This is a genomic window from Thiomonas sp. (genome assembly GCF_054608695.1).
Map to the genome: position 1 here is coordinate 13,032 of NZ_JBTRXV010000049.1, position 16,820 is coordinate 29,851.

General features: G+C 68.4%; 14 protein-coding genes. 8 read left to right on the forward strand and 6 right to left on the reverse strand.

Annotated features, from left to right (window positions below; translation table 11 throughout):
• Positions 1–34 precede the first annotated feature (34 nt).
• Entirely contained in the window at positions 35–1,309 is a 1,275-nt protein-coding gene (locus ACYCUK_RS15125) for a multifunctional CCA addition/repair protein (RefSeq protein WP_461595535.1), read from the reverse strand.
• A 24-nt stretch (positions 1,310–1,333) separates the two neighbouring features.
• Between ACYCUK_RS15125 and ACYCUK_RS15130 the strand changes: the two genes are divergently transcribed.
• Positions 1,334–4,045 carry an EAL domain-containing protein gene (locus ACYCUK_RS15130; protein ID WP_461595536.1) on the forward strand — a complete coding sequence of 904 codons (2,712 nt, stop codon included), beginning with the start codon at positions 1,334–1,336 and terminating at the stop codon, positions 4,043–4,045.
• 71 nt (positions 4,046–4,116) lie between these two features.
• Here the strand turns inward: ACYCUK_RS15130 and ACYCUK_RS15135 are convergent, their stop codons facing one another.
• The gene (locus ACYCUK_RS15135; RefSeq protein ID WP_461595537.1) at positions 4,117–5,850 is read right to left on the reverse strand and encodes a long-chain-fatty-acid--CoA ligase; all 1,734 of its coding nucleotides are present in this window, start codon (positions 5,848–5,850) and stop codon (positions 4,117–4,119) included.
• A gap of 215 nt (positions 5,851–6,065) precedes the next feature.
• On the reverse strand, positions 6,066–7,151 hold the full coding sequence (gene apbC, locus ACYCUK_RS15140) for an iron-sulfur cluster carrier protein ApbC (protein ID WP_461595538.1): 1,086 nt from the start codon (positions 7,149–7,151) through the stop codon (positions 6,066–6,068).
• A gap of 197 nt (positions 7,152–7,348) precedes the next feature.
• Between apbC and metG the strand changes: the two genes are divergently transcribed.
• Genes metG through waaC form a run of 3 tightly spaced genes read left to right on the forward strand, consistent with a single transcriptional unit; the run spans position 7,349 to position 11,532 of the window.
• The gene (gene metG / locus ACYCUK_RS15145; protein ID WP_461595539.1) at positions 7,349–9,505 is read left to right on the forward strand and encodes a methionine--tRNA ligase; all 2,157 of its coding nucleotides are present in this window, start codon (positions 7,349–7,351) and stop codon (positions 9,503–9,505) included.
• 31 nt (positions 9,506–9,536) lie between these two features.
• Positions 9,537–10,430 (forward strand): Kdo hydroxylase family protein, encoded by an 894-nt coding sequence (locus tag ACYCUK_RS15150; protein WP_461595540.1) that lies wholly within the window; start codon positions 9,537–9,539, stop codon positions 10,428–10,430.
• A 55-nt stretch (positions 10,431–10,485) separates the two neighbouring features.
• The gene (waaC, locus tag ACYCUK_RS15155; protein ID WP_461595541.1) at positions 10,486–11,532 is read left to right on the forward strand and encodes a lipopolysaccharide heptosyltransferase I; all 1,047 of its coding nucleotides are present in this window, start codon (positions 10,486–10,488) and stop codon (positions 11,530–11,532) included.
• 131 nt (positions 11,533–11,663) lie between these two features.
• Here the strand turns inward: waaC and ACYCUK_RS15160 are convergent, their stop codons facing one another.
• A complete protein-coding gene (locus tag ACYCUK_RS15160; protein WP_461595542.1) occupies positions 11,664–11,861 on the reverse strand; it encodes a hypothetical protein in 198 nt (65 codons plus the stop codon).
• Between the two features lie 241 nt (positions 11,862–12,102).
• Complete coding sequence (locus tag ACYCUK_RS15165; protein ID WP_461595543.1) at positions 12,103–12,411, reverse strand: hypothetical protein; 309 nt, start codon at positions 12,409–12,411, stop codon at positions 12,103–12,105.
• 437 nt (positions 12,412–12,848) lie between these two features.
• Between ACYCUK_RS15165 and ACYCUK_RS15170 the strand changes: the two genes are divergently transcribed.
• From ACYCUK_RS15170 to panC, 4 genes are all read left to right on the forward strand, one after another.
• Complete coding sequence (locus ACYCUK_RS15170; RefSeq protein WP_461595544.1) at positions 12,849–13,046, forward strand: DUF3460 family protein; 198 nt, start codon at positions 12,849–12,851, stop codon at positions 13,044–13,046.
• A 62-nt stretch (positions 13,047–13,108) separates the two neighbouring features.
• A complete protein-coding gene (locus ACYCUK_RS15175) occupies positions 13,109–13,954 on the forward strand; it encodes a segregation and condensation protein A (RefSeq protein WP_461595545.1) in 846 nt (281 codons plus the stop codon).
• A 139-nt stretch (positions 13,955–14,093) separates the two neighbouring features.
• The gene (gene panB / locus ACYCUK_RS15180) at positions 14,094–14,945 is read left to right on the forward strand and encodes a 3-methyl-2-oxobutanoate hydroxymethyltransferase (protein ID WP_461595546.1); all 852 of its coding nucleotides are present in this window, start codon (positions 14,094–14,096) and stop codon (positions 14,943–14,945) included.
• Between the two features lie 52 nt (positions 14,946–14,997).
• Entirely contained in the window at positions 14,998–15,843 is an 846-nt protein-coding gene (panC, locus tag ACYCUK_RS15185; protein ID WP_461595547.1) for a pantoate--beta-alanine ligase, read from the forward strand.
• Between the two features lie 64 nt (positions 15,844–15,907).
• Here panC and ACYCUK_RS15190 read toward each other — a convergent pair whose 3' ends face one another.
• Complete coding sequence (locus ACYCUK_RS15190) at positions 15,908–16,687, reverse strand: class II aldolase/adducin family protein (protein ID WP_461595548.1); 780 nt, start codon at positions 16,685–16,687, stop codon at positions 15,908–15,910.
• Positions 16,688–16,820 lie beyond the last annotated feature (133 nt).

Sequence of the window (16,820 nt, forward strand, 5' to 3'; positions counted from 1 at the left end):
ACATCCATCGCGTTTCCCACGCCGCGGCCCGCGTTCAAACACCGAGGTGCCGGGCGATGGCCGCTTCCCGCGCCGCCTGCAGCGCCTGGGCGATGGCCGTGGCCTTGCCGCCAGCTTGCTGCACGCGCCGGGCAATGGCCCCGGCGTCCACCGCCAGCGCCGCGTCCAGCGCGGCTTGCAGGCGCATGCGCTGGGGATAGGGCTGGTGCGGAAACTCGCCGCCACGGCCACGGTGGTCGGCCTCGCAGGCGAGCAGCGCCTGGGCGAAACGCGCCGGCCGGCGCACGGCGTCGCAGCGGCCCAGCAGCCGCAGCAGCGCTTCGGCGCCGAACTCCATGCATTTGTGGATATTGCCGTGCTCGGCTGCGACCACGGCGGCAAGCTCGGCGCAGTCGGCAGGGACCCGCAGGCGCTGCGCCACCGCGCGCGCCAGCGCCACGCTGCGCGCCTCGTGGCCGATATGCCGGGGCAGCACCCCGGCCGGGGTGGTGGCCTTGCCCAGATCGTGCATCAGGCAGGCCCAGCGCGTGGCCAGGTCGGCACGCAGCGCTGCTGCGGCCTGCAGCACCAGCATCTGGTGTTCGCCGCAGTCCACCTCGGGGTGGTCGTCGGCGCGCTGCGGCACGCCCCACAGGGCATCGACCTCGGGCAGGATGCGCGCCAGGGCGCCGCAGTCGCGCAGCACCTCGAACATGCGGCGGGGATGGCTTTCCATCAGCCCGCGCGCCAGTTCCTGCCAGACGCGCTCGGGCACCAGCGCGTCCACCTCGCCGGCAGCCACCATGCCGCGCATCAGCGCCAGGGTTTCGGGCGCCACCGTGAAACTGCCGAAGCGCGCGGCGAAACGCGCCAGACGCAGGATGCGCACCGGGTCTTCGGCGAATGCCGGGGAAACATGGCGCAGCACCTGGTCGCGCAAGTCGCGCTGACCACCGTAGGGGTCGATGACGGCGCCGGCGGCGTCCTGCGCCATGGCGTTGATGGTGAGGTCGCGGCGCAGCAGGTCGTCTTCCAGCGTGACGCCGGGTTCGGCCTGCACGGAAAAGCCGCGGTAACCCGGCGCGGTCTTGCGCTCGGTGCGCGCCAGGGCGTATTCGTCATGCGTGCGCGGATGCAGGAACACCGGGAAATCGCGCCCCACCGGCAGGAAGCCGGCGTCCAGCATTTGCTGCGGCGTGGCACCGACCACCACCCAGTCGCGGTCTCCGGCCGGCAGGCCGAGCAGGGCGTCGCGCACGGCGCCGCCGACGACATAGGCCGTGCCCGGAATGGGGGGAGTCTCGGTCAGCGTTGCGGGTGTGTTCTGCATGCCGCGAGCATAGGGCAAGAAGGCTTGAAAAACCCCCCGAATCGAGGCGTTGCGGCGGTAGGCGCAGGGGCGGCGCTGGGCTATAGTCCCGGCATGCCCATCGACCCCTCGCGACCCGACCAGCCCGCATCCGGCGTGGCCGAGGCAGGAGGCCGTTACAGCGGTCCATCCGTGGGTCCCGAGTTCACGCCGCAGTGGCTGGATGCGCTGCCCGCGCTGTTCTCCTATTTCGACGCCGACTGCCGGCTGCGCCAATGCAACGCCGCCTACGCCAACTGGCTGGGCCGGCCGGTGCTGGACATTCTCGGCATGCCGCTCGACACGCTGATGGACGCCGACGCCATGGCCATCATCAGCCCCCATGTTCAGGAAGCCCTGGCTGGCAGAACCGTGCTGTATGCCCGCGAGCAAAGGCAGGAGCGCGAAGCGCGCTGGATGGAAGTGCGTCTGCAACCCGCCTGGGAATCGCGCGAACCGGACCTGCCGCCGCAGGTGGTGGGCTTTTACTGCCTGGAACTCGACCGCTCCGCCAACAAGCTGCAACAGGATCGCGCCAGCCTGCTGCGCCACGCCTCCGGCGCGACCTTCTGGACCCTGGACCTGCAGCAGGGTGTTTTGCACAGCGAACAAAATTGGACCAACCCCAGCTTGCGCGAGGAGCCGGCCCATCTCACCCTGGCCGAACTGCTGGCGCTGGTTCCCGAGACCGACCGCGATGGCGTGCTCAAAGGCCTGCAGGCCGTGATGCGATCCGGCCCGGTCAGCCCCAGCGTGGAAGCCCGGATCTGCCGCACCGACGGCAGCACCATCTGGACCCGCAGCCAGGGCCTGGTGAGCCGCAGATCGGCAAGCGGCGAGCCGCTGGAACTCATGGGCATCAGTGTGGACATCAGCGCCACCAAAAAGGCGCTGGACGATCTGCGCGACAGCGAGCTGCGTTTTCGCACCTTCGCCGAGCTGTCGTCCGACTGGTTCTGGGAGCTCGATGCCGAAGGCCGCTTCACCAACCTGAGCGCCAGCGCGCTGCGCAACCGCCATGTGCAGCAGGTGCGCGAGGCCGTGCTCGGGCGCCAGTGGCAAAGCCTCAACCCCGCGCTGGCCGCGCTGCCGCAATGGAAAGCGCTCGCCGCGCTGATGCAGCGCCAGCTTCCATTCCACGATCTGGTGCTGCCCTTTCGCAGCGCGGGCACCAACACCCGCTGGTGGCGCCTGAACGGCGCGCCGGTGCGGGATGCGCAAAGCCTGTTGAGCGGCTGGCGTGGCGTGGCCAGCGACATCACCGAGCAGCGCGAAGCCGAAGACAAGCTCTATTCCACCGCCTACACCGATGCGCTCACCGGCCTGTCGAATCGCACCGGCTTCGAGCGCCTGCTGGAAGCTGCGCTGCAGGAGGTCCGGGGTCGCACGCAGGCCGCCACAAGCACCATAAGCACCGCGCGCAGCGTGCCGCAGCGAGACGGCGCCACCGAAGCCGCGTCCGGTCCTGCGTCGGTCGTCGGTGGTGCCTTGCTGTTCATCGATCTGGACCAGTTCAAGCAGATCAACGACAGCCTGGGCCACAGCATGGGCGACCGCGTGCTGGCCGAGGCGGCGCAACGCATCTACGCTACGCGCCGCACGGGCGACTTGATCGGCCGCTTCGGCGGCGACGAGTTCCTGGTGTATTCCCGCCACGTCGATGCTGCCGCGAACGATCCCGCGAGCGAGGCCCTCGCCGAGCGCCTGCGCGCCGACCTGGCGCGGCCCTACGACCTCGACGGCCGCATCCTGCACACCACGGTGAGCGTCGGCGTGGCGCAGTTCCCGCGCGATGGCCGCACCATCGCCGAATTGCTCAGCCATGCCGATACCGCCCTGCACGAGGCCAAGACCCAGGGGCGCAACCGCGTGCAGGCCTTCACGCCGCAGCTCCTGGCCAAGCTGCAGCGGCGCACCCAACTGGAGGCCGAACTGCACGCGGCGCTCGAGCAGCAGAGCTTTCGTATCGCGCTGCAGCCCATCGCCCGGCTGGAGCGGCACGCACCCGAACACCTGCCGGCGCAGCGGCGCTACGGCGTCGTCGGCTTCGAGGCCCTGGCGCGCTGGACGCGGCCCAATGGCGAGGAAATCGGTCCGGCGGAATTCATTCCCATGATCCAGGATCTGGGGCTGATCTCCGCCTTCGGCTTTCTGATCATCCGCCTGAGCCTGCAAGCCCTGCGGCGCTTGCGCGACGACTGCGGCTACACCGGGCACATGTCGGTGAATGTCTCGCCCGCCCAGCTGAAAAGCGGCTGCGTCGAATGCCTGCGTGACGAACTTGCCGCGGCCGGCATCGAACCCGCCGCGCTCACCATCGAAATCACCGAGAACCAGCAGGTCATGTCCTGCCCCGACTGCCTGCTCACGCTCGACACCATACGCGCCATGGGCGTGCGCGTTTCGCTGGACGATTTCGGCGTCGGCTTCTCCAACCTGGAATACATCACCCGCCTGCCGGCGACGCAACTCAAGATCGACCGCACCTTCACCCACGGCGTGGCGCAAGACCGCTACAAGGCGGCGGTCGTCACCGCGACCCTGGCGATGGCGGCGTCTCTCGGCATGGACGCAGTCGCCGAAGGCGTGAAAGATGCCGCCGATCTGCGCTGGATCGAGCGGGCCGGCTGCAGCCAGGTGCAGGGGTGGGCTCTGTGGCCGGCGATGGACCTGGACGCCGCCTGCGCCTTGTTGCAGGCCACGCGCAGCGGGCCGTAAGCGCCGGCCCGGTCGGCGTCAGCGAAAGTGTCCCTGCGCCGACGCAACCCCCTGGAGGGCTGGCCGTGGTTTCAGTGCGCCGGGGCCGATGCCTGGGCTGGCGCAGGCGCCACCTTGGAAGCCGTCGGAACCGCCTCGTCGCGCAAGGCGCGTCGCAGAATTTTCCCCACCGGGGTCTTGGGCAATTCGTCGCGGAACACGATGGTCTTGGGCCGCTTGTAGCCGGTGAGGCGCTCGGCCATGAACGCCTTGAGTGCATCTTCGGTCAGGCCCGGATCTTTGCGGACGATGAACAGCCGCACCGCTTCACCGGAGTTCTCATCCGGCACGCCGACCGCAGCGGCTTCCAGCACGCCGGGATGCATCACCGCCACGTCTTCCACCTCGTTGGGGTAGACGTTGAAGCCGGAGACCAGGATCATGTCTTTCTTACGGTCGACGATCTTGATGAAGCCCTCGTCATTCATGATGCCGATATCGCCCGTCTTGAAAAAACTGTCGGCGGTGAAGGCCTTGGCGGTTTCGTCGTCGCGCCCCCAGTAGCCGCGCATGACCTGAGGCCCGCGCACCGCGATCTCGCCCGGCTGGCCAGAGGGCTGCGGCCTGCCGTCGTCGTCGAGGATGATGATTTCCGTGGATGGAATCGGCATGCCGATGGTGCCGGTGAAGCGATCGGTGTCGGTCGGATTGCAGGACACCGAAGGCGAGGTTTCGGACAAGCCGTAGCCCTCGCAGATGGCGCAGCCGGTACGCTCCAACCACTTGCGCGCCACCGCTTCCTGCACCGCCATGCCGCCGCCCAGCGAGGTGACCAGGTGCTTCCAGTTCACCTTGTCGAAGTCCGGGTGATGGACCAGGGCGTTGAACAGGGTGTTGACCGCCGGGAAGGAATGAATGTCGTAGCGCGCCAGCTCCTTCAGCGTGCCGGGGAGATCGCGCGGATTGGGAATGAGGATCATCATGCCGCCCTGCTCCGCCGAGAGGAGCATCACCACCGTGAAGGCGAAGATGTGATAGAGCGGCAGCGCACAGACCGTGTTGATCTGGGTCAGGCCCGGGTGCTTGCGCAGCGCCGGCTGGTTCCAGGCGACCGACTGCAACACATTGGCGATGAGATTGCGGTGCGTGAGCGCGGCCCCCTTGGACACCCCGGTGGTGCCGCCGGTGTACTGCAGCACGGCCACGTCTTCGGCCTGAATCGCCGGCGCCGCAAAGTGCAGCCTGCCTCCTGCCGCCAGGGCCTTGCCGAACTTCACATGGCCGGGCAGGCTCCAACGCGGCACCAGCTTCTTCTTGTGCCGCACCACATAGTTGACGACGAGCCCAAGCGGGAAGCCCAGCATCTCGCCCATGCTGGCCACGACCACCAGGCGCAAGGCGCCACGGTCGCCGACCTGCTCCAGCGTGTGCACGAAATTCTCCAGAATGACCATGGCCACCGCGCCGCTGTCGCGCAACTGGTGTTCCAGTTCGCGCGGGGTGTAGAGCGGATTGACGTTGACCACCACCAGGCCGGCGCGCAGGATGGCGGCCACGGCCACCGGGTATTGCGGCACATTGGGCATCATCACCGCGACGCGGTCGCCCGGCTTCAGCCCCTGGGTCTGCAGCCAGGCGGCAAAGGCCGTGGAATACGCCTCCCACTGCGCATAGCTGGTGCGCTTGCCCATGAAGGCGAATGCGGGCCGGTCGGCGTTTGCGGCAAAGCTGTGCTCCAGCAGCTTCGCCAGCGAACCGTAGGCGCCGGGGTCGATGTCGGCGGGCACACCCGCGGGGTAATGCGCAAGCCAGGGGCGATCCATCATGCTGTCTCCTTTTGTGCGTGCGTGCGGGCGCTCGGTTCGGGTCGGCGGGAGGACCCCACGAAAAAACGAACGACCGTTCTAAATTTCCCGCAAGAATAACGCGAGGCCGGACTTTTGACCAGTCCGAGTCGGTCCGCCAACGCGCCGCAGATCGGCATGTGGCCGAAACGCCGAACCCGTGGAGAGTCGCCGGGCCAGCGACCCCCTGCCGCCGCTCAGGTCTCGGAAATGGTGATGGTGGGGAACTTGGTGGAGTAGTCCTTCGCCCGTTGCGCCACTTTCACCGCCACCTTGCGGGCGATGGCCTTGTATTCCAGTGCCGCCGCGCCTTCGGGGTCGGCCACCACGCTGGGGCGGCCGCTGTCGGCCTGCTCGCGGATGCGCAGGTCCAGCGGCAGGCTGCCGAGCAGGTCCACGTCGTAATCGCCCGCCATTTTCGCGCCGCCGCCTTCGCCAAAGATGTGCGAGCTGTGGCCGCAGTTCGGGCAGACGTACACCGCCATGTTCTCGACGATGCCGAGCACCGGCACCTGCACCTTCTCGAACATCTTCAGGCCCTTGCGCGCGTCGAGCAGGGCGATGTCCTGCGGCGTGGTGACGATGACCGCGCCGGTCAGCGGCACGCGCTGGCTCAGGGTGAGCTGGATGTCGCCGGTGCCGGGCGGCATGTCGACGATGAGGTAGTCGAGGTCCTGCCAATGGGTCTGGCGCAGCAGTTGCTCCAGCGCCTGCGTGGCCATCGGGCCGCGCCAGATCATCGGGCTGTCGGCATCCATCAGCAGACCGATGGACATGACCTGCAGGCCGTAGTTTTCCAGCGGTTCCATGGTCTGGCCGTCGCTGCTTTCCGGGCGGCCCGACAAGCCCATCATCATCTGCTGCGAGGGGCCGTAGATGTCGGCATCGAGCAGGCCGACGCGGGCACCCTCGGCGGCCAGCGCCAGCGCCAGATTGGCGGCCGTGGTGCTCTTGCCCACGCCACCCTTGCCCGACGCCACGGCGATGATGTTCTTCACCCCCGGCAGGGTTTTCACGCCGCGCTGCACCGCATGGGCGGCGACCTTCATGCCCACCTGCACCGAGACGTTGGCCACGCCGGCCACGCTGCGCACGGCGGCAATCACCTGGCGCCGCAGCTCGGCATGCTGGCTTTGCGCCGGGTAGCCGAGCTGGACCTCCAGGGACACCTCGCCGCCATCGACGCGCAGATTTTTGATGGCCTTGGCCGCCACCAGACTCTGCGCGGTGTTGGGGTCGGGGATGTTGGCGAGGGCGTCGAGAATCTGCTGTTCCGTGGGCATGGTGGGTGGTTGGAGATCGAAACGAGGAATGAGCGCAGTCTAGTTCTCCCTGCAAGCGCCTACACACGGCGCGGCCGACGGCTGCCTACAATTCCAGCCTGCCTGCCAAGCGGCCGGCCCCCGCCGCCCGCCGCGAATCCAGCGCCCGAATTTCACCCCGCGCCGCCATCCAGAGCGCCCCACCGCCACACCGCCGCATGAATTCCAGCCCCAAGCGCCGCCTGTTCGTCACCACCGCCCTGCCCTACGCCAACGGGCCGTTCCACATCGGCCACATCATGGAATACATCCAGGCCGACACCTGGGTGCGCTTTCAGCGCATGGGCGGCAACGAGGTGCACTTCGTCGGCGCCGACGACGCCCACGGCGCGCCCATCATGATCGCCGCCGAAAAGGCGGGCAAGACGCCGCAGCAGTTCGTCGCCGACATCGCCGCCGGGCGCCAGCAATATCTCGACGGCTTTCACATCCGCTTCGACAACTGGCACAACACCGATGGTGCCGAGAACCACCAGCTGGCGCAGGACGTTTATCGCGCGCTGCGCAAGAGCGGGCTGATCGCGATGCGCGACATCGAGCAGTTCTACGACCCGGTCAAGGGCATGTTCCTGCCCGACCGCTACATCAAAGGGCAGTGCCCCAAATGCGGCGCGGCCGACCAGTATGGCGACGCCTGCGAGGTGTGCGGCGCGGTGTATGCCCCCACCGAACTCAAGAACCCGTATTCCACGTTGTCGGGCGCCACGCCCGAGCTGCGCAGGAGCGAGCATTACTTCTTCCAGCTCTCGTCCGACCGCTGCGCCGACTTTCTGCGCGAGTGGACGCAAGCCAGCAACGCCCACGGCCAGCCGCATTTGCAGACCGAGGTGCTGAACAAGGTGCGCGAATGGTTCGCGGTCGATGAGAACGGCCACGGCGGCCTGGCCGACTGGGACATTTCGCGCGACGCGCCCTACTTCGGCATCGAGATTCCCGACGCGCCGGGCAAGTATTTCTACGTCTGGCTCGATGCCCCCGTCGGCTACCTCGCCAGCCTGAAGAACCACTTCGACAAGGGCCAGGCCGCACGGCACTGGCATGCCGCCTCGCGCACGGCGCAAAGCTACGAGGCGTTCATGGCCGACCCGGCGGTGGAGCAGGTGCACTTCATCGGCAAGGACATCGTCTACTTCCACACCCTGTTCTGGCCGGCCATGCTCAAGTTCTCGGGCCGCAAGACACCGAGCCAGATCAATGTGCACGGCTTCGTCACCGTGGGCGGCGAGAAGATGAGCAAGAGCCGCGGCACCGGCATTTCGCCGCTGAAGTATCTCGACATCGGCCTCAACCCCGAATGGCTGCGCTACTACCTGGCGGCCAAGCTGTCGTCGCGGGTGGAAGACGTGGACTTCACGCCGGAGGATTTCGTCGCCCGGGTGAACAGTGACCTCATCGGCAAGTACGTCAACATCGCCAGCCGCGCCGCCAAATTCATCAGCCAGTATTTCGACGGCCGGTTGGGCTACCACGGGGCAACGGGCGAGATGGCCGATGCAGCCCGCGCTCTGGCCGACGACGTCGCCGCCGCCTACGAGGCGCGCGAATACGCCCGCGCCCTGCGCGAAGTCATGGCTTACGCCGACCGCATCAACACCGCCTTCGACGCCGCCCAGCCCTGGCTGCTGGCCAAGAACGAGGCCCGCCGCGCCGAACTGCAGGACGCCTGCTCGCGGGCGCTGGCGGGGTTCTGGTTGCTGTCGGTGATGCTGAGCCCGGTGCTGCCGGCGCTCACCGCCCGCGTGGCGCGCGAACTCTTCGGCCTGGAACGCGACTTCCTCTGGGCCGACGCCGCCGCCTTGCCCGAGCACGCCGCGCCCTACCAGCACCTGATGCAGCGCATCGACCCCAAGCTGCTCGACAAGCTGTTCGAAGTCGACGCGCCCGCAACGGCAGCAACACCAGCCGCCCCTGCCACCAACGGCAAGACCATGCCCGCTGCCGCCATCGTGCAAGACGACGTCATCAGCATCGACGACTTCGCCAGGATCGACTTGCGCATCGCCCGCATCGTGCATGCCGAGGCCGTGGAAGGCTCGACCAAGTTGCTGCGCCTGACCCTCGACGTGGGCGAGACCGGCGACGACGGCCAGCCGCGCACGCGCAACGTGTTCTCCGGCATCCAGAGCGCCTACAGGCCCGAGGACCTCGTCGGCAGGCTCACGGTGATGGTGGCCAACCTCGCGCCGCGCAAGATGAAATTCGGCCTGAGCGAAGGCATGGTGCTGGCTGCCAGCAGCGCCGACGAAAAAAACCAGCCCGGTCTCTATCTGCTCGACCCCCACCCCGGCGCCCAGCCCGGCATGCGCGTGCGCTGAGCCGGGCCCAACCGCCGCAAGGAAACACGCCATGACCACCCCGGCCCCCGCCGATGCGCTGCGCACCCTGCCCGACTCCGCCTGGGACGACACCGGACCCACGCGCCACGTCGAGCATCTGGTCGAGGGCGGACATGTGCTGCACTTCCCGCATCTCGCCTTCGCGCTGCAGCCCGGCGAGGCGCGCTTCCTCGACCCGGCCTGGAGTGACGGCAAGTCCAAGAACATCAGCCTGCGCGGGCAGAACGAGCTGCGCGGCGCCCAGGGCCCGGCCGAGGATCTGGCGGCGCTGCAGGCCATGATCCGGCGCTTCGCGGCGCAGGCGCAGCAGCTCGTCGACCGGCTGTTCCCGCACTACCGCGGCAAGCTGCGCGCCGGCAACGCCTCGCTGCGCCCCTTCGCCGTCGAAGGCCGCGAAAGCTCCTGGCGCAAGGACGACACCCGGCTGCATGTCGACGCCTTTCCCTCCAATCCCACGCAAGGGGTGCGCCTGCTGCGCGTGTTCACCAACCTCAACGCCGCAGGCAAGCCGCGCGTCTGGCGCGTGGGCGAGCCCTTCGCCGATTTCGCCGCGCACTTCGCCCCGCGCCTGCGCCCCGCCGCGCCCGGCACGGCCTGGCTGCTGCACAAGCTGCACATCACCAAATCGCGCCGCAGCGCTTACGACCACGCCATGCTGCAACTGCACGACCTCGCCAAGTCCGATGCCGCCTACCAGCGCTCGGCGCCGCAGGCCGCGGTGGACTTCGCGCCCGGCGCCACCTGGGTGGTGTTCTCCGACCAGGTGCTGCACGCCGTGATGGCCGGCCAGCACATGATGGAGCAGACCTTCTATCTCGACGTCGCCGACCAGCTCGTGCCCGACATCGCGCCGCTGCGCGTGCTGGAACGCCATTTCGGCAAGCGCCTGTTGCTGACTGCATGAGCCGGCCGCCCGAGCCCGCCGCACGACCGCCCGAAGGCGGGCGGCCCCTGACGGCGTGGACCTGCGCCGTGCGAAAGGCGTGCCGATGAGGCCGGCGCTGCCGCTGCGTTGGGGTGAGAGCGGCCTGCCCGCCGCGCCGCGCCGCATGCTGCTGGTGCAGATTTCCGCCATGGGCGACCAGATGCAGGCCCTGCCGGCCGTCTCCGACATCGCCGCGCGCTGGCCCGGCATCGACATCGACTGGGCGGTGGACGCCCGCTTTGCCGACATCCCCCGCCTGCATCCCGCCGTGCGCCACGTGTTCGCGCTGCCCTTGAAAGCCGTGCAAGGCCGGCAGGGCATGGCGGCGCTGCGCGTGGTGTTGCGGCAAATTCGCGCCTTACGCGCTGAGCGCTACGACCTGGTGTGGGACCCGCACAGCGTGCTCAAAAGCGCCATCATCTCGCGCCTCGCCAAAAGCCCCTTGCGCGTGGGTTACCGCGCGCAAGACTGCGGCGGCGAACCACTGGCCGCGCTTGCTTATCGCCTGCACTTCGCTCGGCCGGTCGGCATGCATGGCACGGAAGGACGGCGCGTGTTCGCGCAGGCCGTGCTCGACACCGATTTGGCGCGGCCCATCGATTACGCCATCGACCAACGCTTTCCGTATCGACACGACCCTGCCGCGCCACCCACCGTGTTCCTGGCCCATGGCGCCTCCAAACCGGAAAAGCTCTGGCCGCTGGGCCATTGGCAGCAACTGGCGGCGCGGCTGGTGGAACAGGGATTGCGTCTGCAAGTGGCCTGGGGCAATGCCGCCGAACGGGAACGTGCGCAGCGCATCATCGAGGGCCTTCCCACCGGCGCGGCACAGATTCTCGACCGCCGCAGCCTGCTCGACATGCTGCACATCATCGCGCAATGCCGTCTGGTCATCGGCGTGGACACCGGCTTCACCCACATGGCCGCCGCGCTGCGCCGGCCGGTGGTCGGGCTATTCGTCAGCACCGGGCCGGAGCTGTTCACCCCCACGTCTCCTGCCCTCGCCCGCACCCTGGGCGGGAACAGCGTCACGCCCAGCGTCGACGCCGCGTGGAATGCCGCGCACGAACTGCTGGTTTAACCTCCTCGCTTTGGGTCCCAGCGGCGTCGCGCAAGATCAGGCCAGCGGCCCCAGATTGCGCGTCGTGTGGTTGCCGACCTGTGGCACCACCAGCGGCATTTCGCTGTCGGCCACGCCCATCCACCATCCATCTAGCCAGCCAGGGTGGCGGCGAGTTGATCGACGCTGGCGGTCGGCAGCAGGCGGTCCTGACCGACGCCGTCGGCGCCGTCGACGCTCACCTCGGGCTGTGTGCCCCAGAAGCGCCCACCGCGTACCGCGCCGCCCATGACGAAGTGATGCGCGCTCCAGCCGGTGGTCGCACCCTCGGGCCTGGCGGCCTGCCACACACTTTGCTGGTCGTTGTGCGAGGACAGCTTCGGCGGCTTCGCCGATGCTGGCCAGAGTCAGCGCCCAGGGCGCGGCCGTGCCCATGATGCCCGGAGCCGAGGCGCGACGCAGGAATTCGCGGCGCTGCAGGTTTTTCAAGAAAACGCCGGGCCGCCCCAAGTTTTCTGGACCCCCTTGGGGGCGGGCTGGGCGCTGCCCGGCCCTGGGGGTACTTGCAACTTGCCGATGTGCATGGACGCCTCACTGTTGGACTTGATCGTCGGGAGCTGCCATCACCAGCAGGATGGCGGCGCGCACGCGGTTCAGGCGCCCGGCAGCGGTGGTGGCGGCAAGGCTGTTCACGCCGCCGGTGATGGTCGCCAGCGTGTCGGCACCCAAGCGTCCGCCCGCGAGCAGCAGGTTGTAGCGCGCCACCAGCGCCGCGGCGTCGTCGGCCTGGGGCAGCTCGGGGGTGTAGTCGGGCTTGAGCTTGCCGATGCCGTTTTGAATCACGCCCTGCATGAAGTTGAGATAGCCCGCCACCGTGGTCTCGTTGCAAAGCTTGGCCAAGAAAGCGCGCCGCCTGGGCCTGGGAGGGTGATGGCAGTTTCGCCGTGGTGCTGCCGGCAGGCGCGCTGCCGCAGGAGGCGAGCGTGGCGGCTACGACGGCGGCAGATGGCAGGTGCGGGGATGCTGCGGCGTCGTGGAGTGACGCATCCTCAGGCGCAATCAAGCCTGCGTGGGCGTCTCGCCGCAACGCACGTGGCGCTTGTTGTAATTCCTGCATGGGGGCTCCCTGTTCCTGACTGGTGGCTCACCCCCGGGGCGCTGCCCCCTTGTCGGGGTTCAGCCTGCCTGCGCGTGCCTCGGCCGCACAGGTTTTTGTATTCGAATGTGACGAATCATCAGTGAAGGTCACAGGCGCCAAGCGGCGCAACGAAGCGGCGTGGGCGATGCGCAACACGCTCCCCCTAAAATCATGCTTCTCCATCCAGCAGGATTGCGCCATGCCCTTCGCCGTCAAACCTTATGTGTCCGAAGCCACCCGCTTCATCCAGAGCCTGAAGGTGCAGAACCCCGAACTCGAAGCCAAGCAGAAGCAGGGCCGCGCCTTGCTGTGGGACAAGCCGCAAGACCCCCAACTGCGCGAAGCTTTCGACGCCGCGGAGGTGCCGCAAAAGCCTTACGTCTACGGCAGCGAGTGAGCCCAGCGGCGGCGCCGCCGCCGCTGCCCGCTCACCCCCGACGCATTCCCCACGCCCAGCCCATGTCGCACCTGGACGCAGCCGAACTGGCCACCCCGATCGCCGATTCCACGCCCGCCACCGTGGACGGCCTGGCGGTGGCGCGGCTGTACGGCCAGCCTTTGTTCGAGCTGCCGCAAGACCTCTACATCCCGCCCGATGCGCTGGAGGTGTTTCTCGAAGCCTTCGAGGGGCCGCTGGATCTGTTGCTCTACATGATCCGGCGCCAGAACTTCAACATCCTCGACATCCCGATGGCGCAAGTCACGCGCCAGTATCTCGACTACGTCGAGCAGATCCGCCAGCACAACCTGGAACTGGCCGCCGAGTACCTGTTGATGGCGGCCATGCTGATCGAGATCAAGTCGCGCATGCTGCTGCCGCGCCCGCCCGCGGCCGAGGGCCAGGAGGCGGAAGACCCCCGCGCCGAGCTGGTGCGCCGGCTGCTGGAGTACGAGCGCATGAAGCTGGCCGCGCAGCAGATCGAAACCCTGCCCCAGGCTGGGCGCGACTTCTGGCGCGTGCAGGTGGTGGTGGAAAAATCGGCCCGGCTGCTGCTGCCCGAGGTGAGCGTGGAGGAGTTGCGCGCCGCCTGGGCCGAGGTGCTCAAGCGCGCCCGGCTCAACGCGCATCACACCATCAGCCGCGAGCAGATTTCGGTGCGCGAGGTCATGAGCCACGTGCTGCGCCGGCTGCAGGACCGCCGCTTTCTCGAATTCCAGGACCTGTTCGAGCCCGCGCGCGGCCTGGCCTACGCCGTGGTCAGCTTCATCGCCCTGCTGGAACTCGCGCGTGAAGGTCTGGTGCAGATGACCCAGGCCGAGGCCTATGCGCCGCTCTATGTGCGCCTGGCCTACACGCCCAGTTGAGGACGCGTCGTGCCCCGCAGCTCCGGCCCGAAGGCCCAGACCTTGTGCGTCGCGCCCTCCTGCGGTGCGCCAAAATCGGCATAATGGCCGCCCCGGCCCGCCGCCGCCACGCGGCGGGCAGTCCAGAGGACCACATTCCATGACCGCTGACACGCCCGCCTATGGCGGCAGCCCCGCCCCCGCGGCCGGGCGCAAAGCCATCACCCTGCACCGCTTGCGCGCCATGCGCGAAGCCGGTGAGAAAGTGTCCATGCTCACCGCTTACGACGCCGCCAGCGCCAGCCTGCTCGACGCCGCCGGCGTCGACTGCCTGCTGGTGGGCGACTCGCTCGGCATGGTGATGCAGGGCCACGCCTCCACCCTGCCGGTGACGCTGGAGCAGCTGGCCTATCACACCGCCTGCGTGGCGCGCGGCAACCGCACCGCCTGGCTCATTGCCGACCTGCCCTTCGGCAGCTACCAGGGCAGTGTCGAACAGGCCGTGGCCAGCAGCGTGACGCTGATGCAGGCCGGCGCGCAGATGATCAAGCTCGAAGGCGGCGGCTGGACCACGCCCGTGGTCGCCGCGCTGGTGGCGCGCGGCATTCCGGTGTGCGCGCATCTGGGCCTCACGCCGCAAAGCGTGCACGCGCTCGGCGGCTACCGCATTCAGGGCCGCGACGCGCAAGCCGCCGACACCTTGCGCCAGCACGCTGCGGAACTCGGCGCTGCGGGTGCGGCCATGCTGGTGCTCGAACTCGTGCCCTCCGACCTGGCCGCGCAAATCAGCGCCGATTACCCGGGCATCACCATCGGCATCGGCGCCGGCGCCCGCACCCACGGCCAGGTGCTGGTGCTGCACGACATGCTCGACATCACCGCCGGCCCCAAGCCCCGTTTCGTGCGCAACTTCATGCAGGGCGCCGGCAGCATTTCCGACGCCATTCGCAGCTATGTGCGCGAGGTCAAGGCCGGCCACTTTCCCGATGAAGCGCAGCACGGCTACGCCTGATCCGCTCTCCCGTCCCTCCCTCGCCAGCGTGAGCGCGGCAACGCTTCATTCCATGCAAACCGTCCACACCCTCGCTGAACTGCGCACCGCCCTGCGCGATCTGCCCGACCGCGCCCTGGTGCCCACCATGGGCAATCTGCACGCCGGGCATCTCGCCCTGGTGGCGCGGGCGCGTGAATTGCGTGTGCCCGTGGTGGCCAGCATCTTCGTCAACCGCCTGCAGTTCGCGCCGCACGAGGACTTCGACCGCTACCCGCGCACCCTGCAGCGCGACGCGCAATTGCTGGCCGAGGCCGGCTGCGACCTGCTGTTCGCCCCCCTCGAGGCCGCGATGTACCCGCAGCCGCAAACCTTCCGCGTGCGGCCCGACCCGGCCCTGGCCGACATCCTCGACGGCGCCTCTCGCCCCGGTCATTTCGAAGGCGTGGCCACGGTGGTGATGAAGCTGTTCCAGATGGTGCAGCCAGCCCACGCCGTGTTCGGCAAGAAGGACTACCAGCAACTGCTCGTCATCCGCCGCATGGTGGAACAGTTCGCCCTGCCCATCGCCATCATCGGGCTCGACACCGTGCGCGACACCGACGGCCTCGCGCTGTCCTCGCGCAACGGCTACCTCACGCCCGAGCAGCGCGCCCGGGCGCCACAACTGCAGGCCGCCTTGCGCCAGTTGGCCGAGCAACTGCGCGCCATCACGACGCCTGCCGGACTGCACGCCCACGAAGCCCAGGCCATGCAGGCGCTGGCCGCGCAAGGCTGGGCGCCCGACTACCTCACCATCCGCCGCCGCAGCGATCTGTCAGCACCAAGCACGGGCGATGTGCAAAGCCACGCCCCACTGGTCGTTCTCGGTGCCGCACGTCTGGGCGGCACGCGTTTGATCGACAACCTGGAAGCTTGAGACGCAGCGCCGCCCCTTCTCCGGGGCGCCTAGTGGCGTCAATCCCCGCCCCGCGCGGCGAAGCTCAAACCTTGTAGCCCGGGTCGGTGCGCTCCAGCTTGCGCAGCAGCGCCGGCCAGACGAAGGCGCCGCCCATTCCACCTGTTTGCACGCGCATGGCTTCAGCCACGCCGGCGACGATTTGTGGGCGCACGGCCGTCAAGCCCCCGGCGCCGTTCTGCCCGGCAAGCGCCGCGACCTGAATCTGGCAGGTGCTTTCCAGCACGTACATGCCGAGGAAGGCGTCGGCGATGGTCGGGCCCACGGTGAGCAGGCCGTGGTTGCGCAGCACGAGGAAATTGGCGTTCCCCAAGTCAGCCTGCAGGCGCGGCTTTTCATCCGGGCGGAAGGCCACGCCTTCGTAGTCGTGATAAGCCAGCGAGGCCAGCACGAACGTGCTTTGCTGGCTGATGGCCAGCACGCCCTGCTTTTGCGCGCTGACCGCCACGCCCGCGCGGGTATGGGTGTGCAGCACGCAACCGGCCTCGGGGCGCGCCTCGTGCACCGCGCTGTGAATGACGAAGCCGGCCGGGTTGACCGGGAAGGGGCTGTCGTGCAGTTTGTTGCATTGCATGTCCACCTTCACCAGGCTGGAGGCGGTGATCTCCTCGAACATCAGGCCGTAGGGGTTGATGAGGAAGTGGTGCTCGCCGCCGGTGACGGACGCCGGCAGCTTGGCGCTGATGTGGGTGAAGACGAGGTCGCTCCAGCCATGCAGCGCCGCCAGGCGGTAGCAGGCGGCGAGGTCGCAGCGCAGCGCCCATTCTTCGGCGCTCACGACTTGTTGCAGCGATGGGATGTTCATGGCTTGTCTTATATGGATGCCTCCCGGCGATCAAGTGGCAATTAGCGTTGTGCTGTGAAGAAGTCGGCTGCTGCCTTATATCCGGCCTTGGTTGCAAGCGGCCTGGTTGCCCAGGCGTACTTGCTGGCCCCGA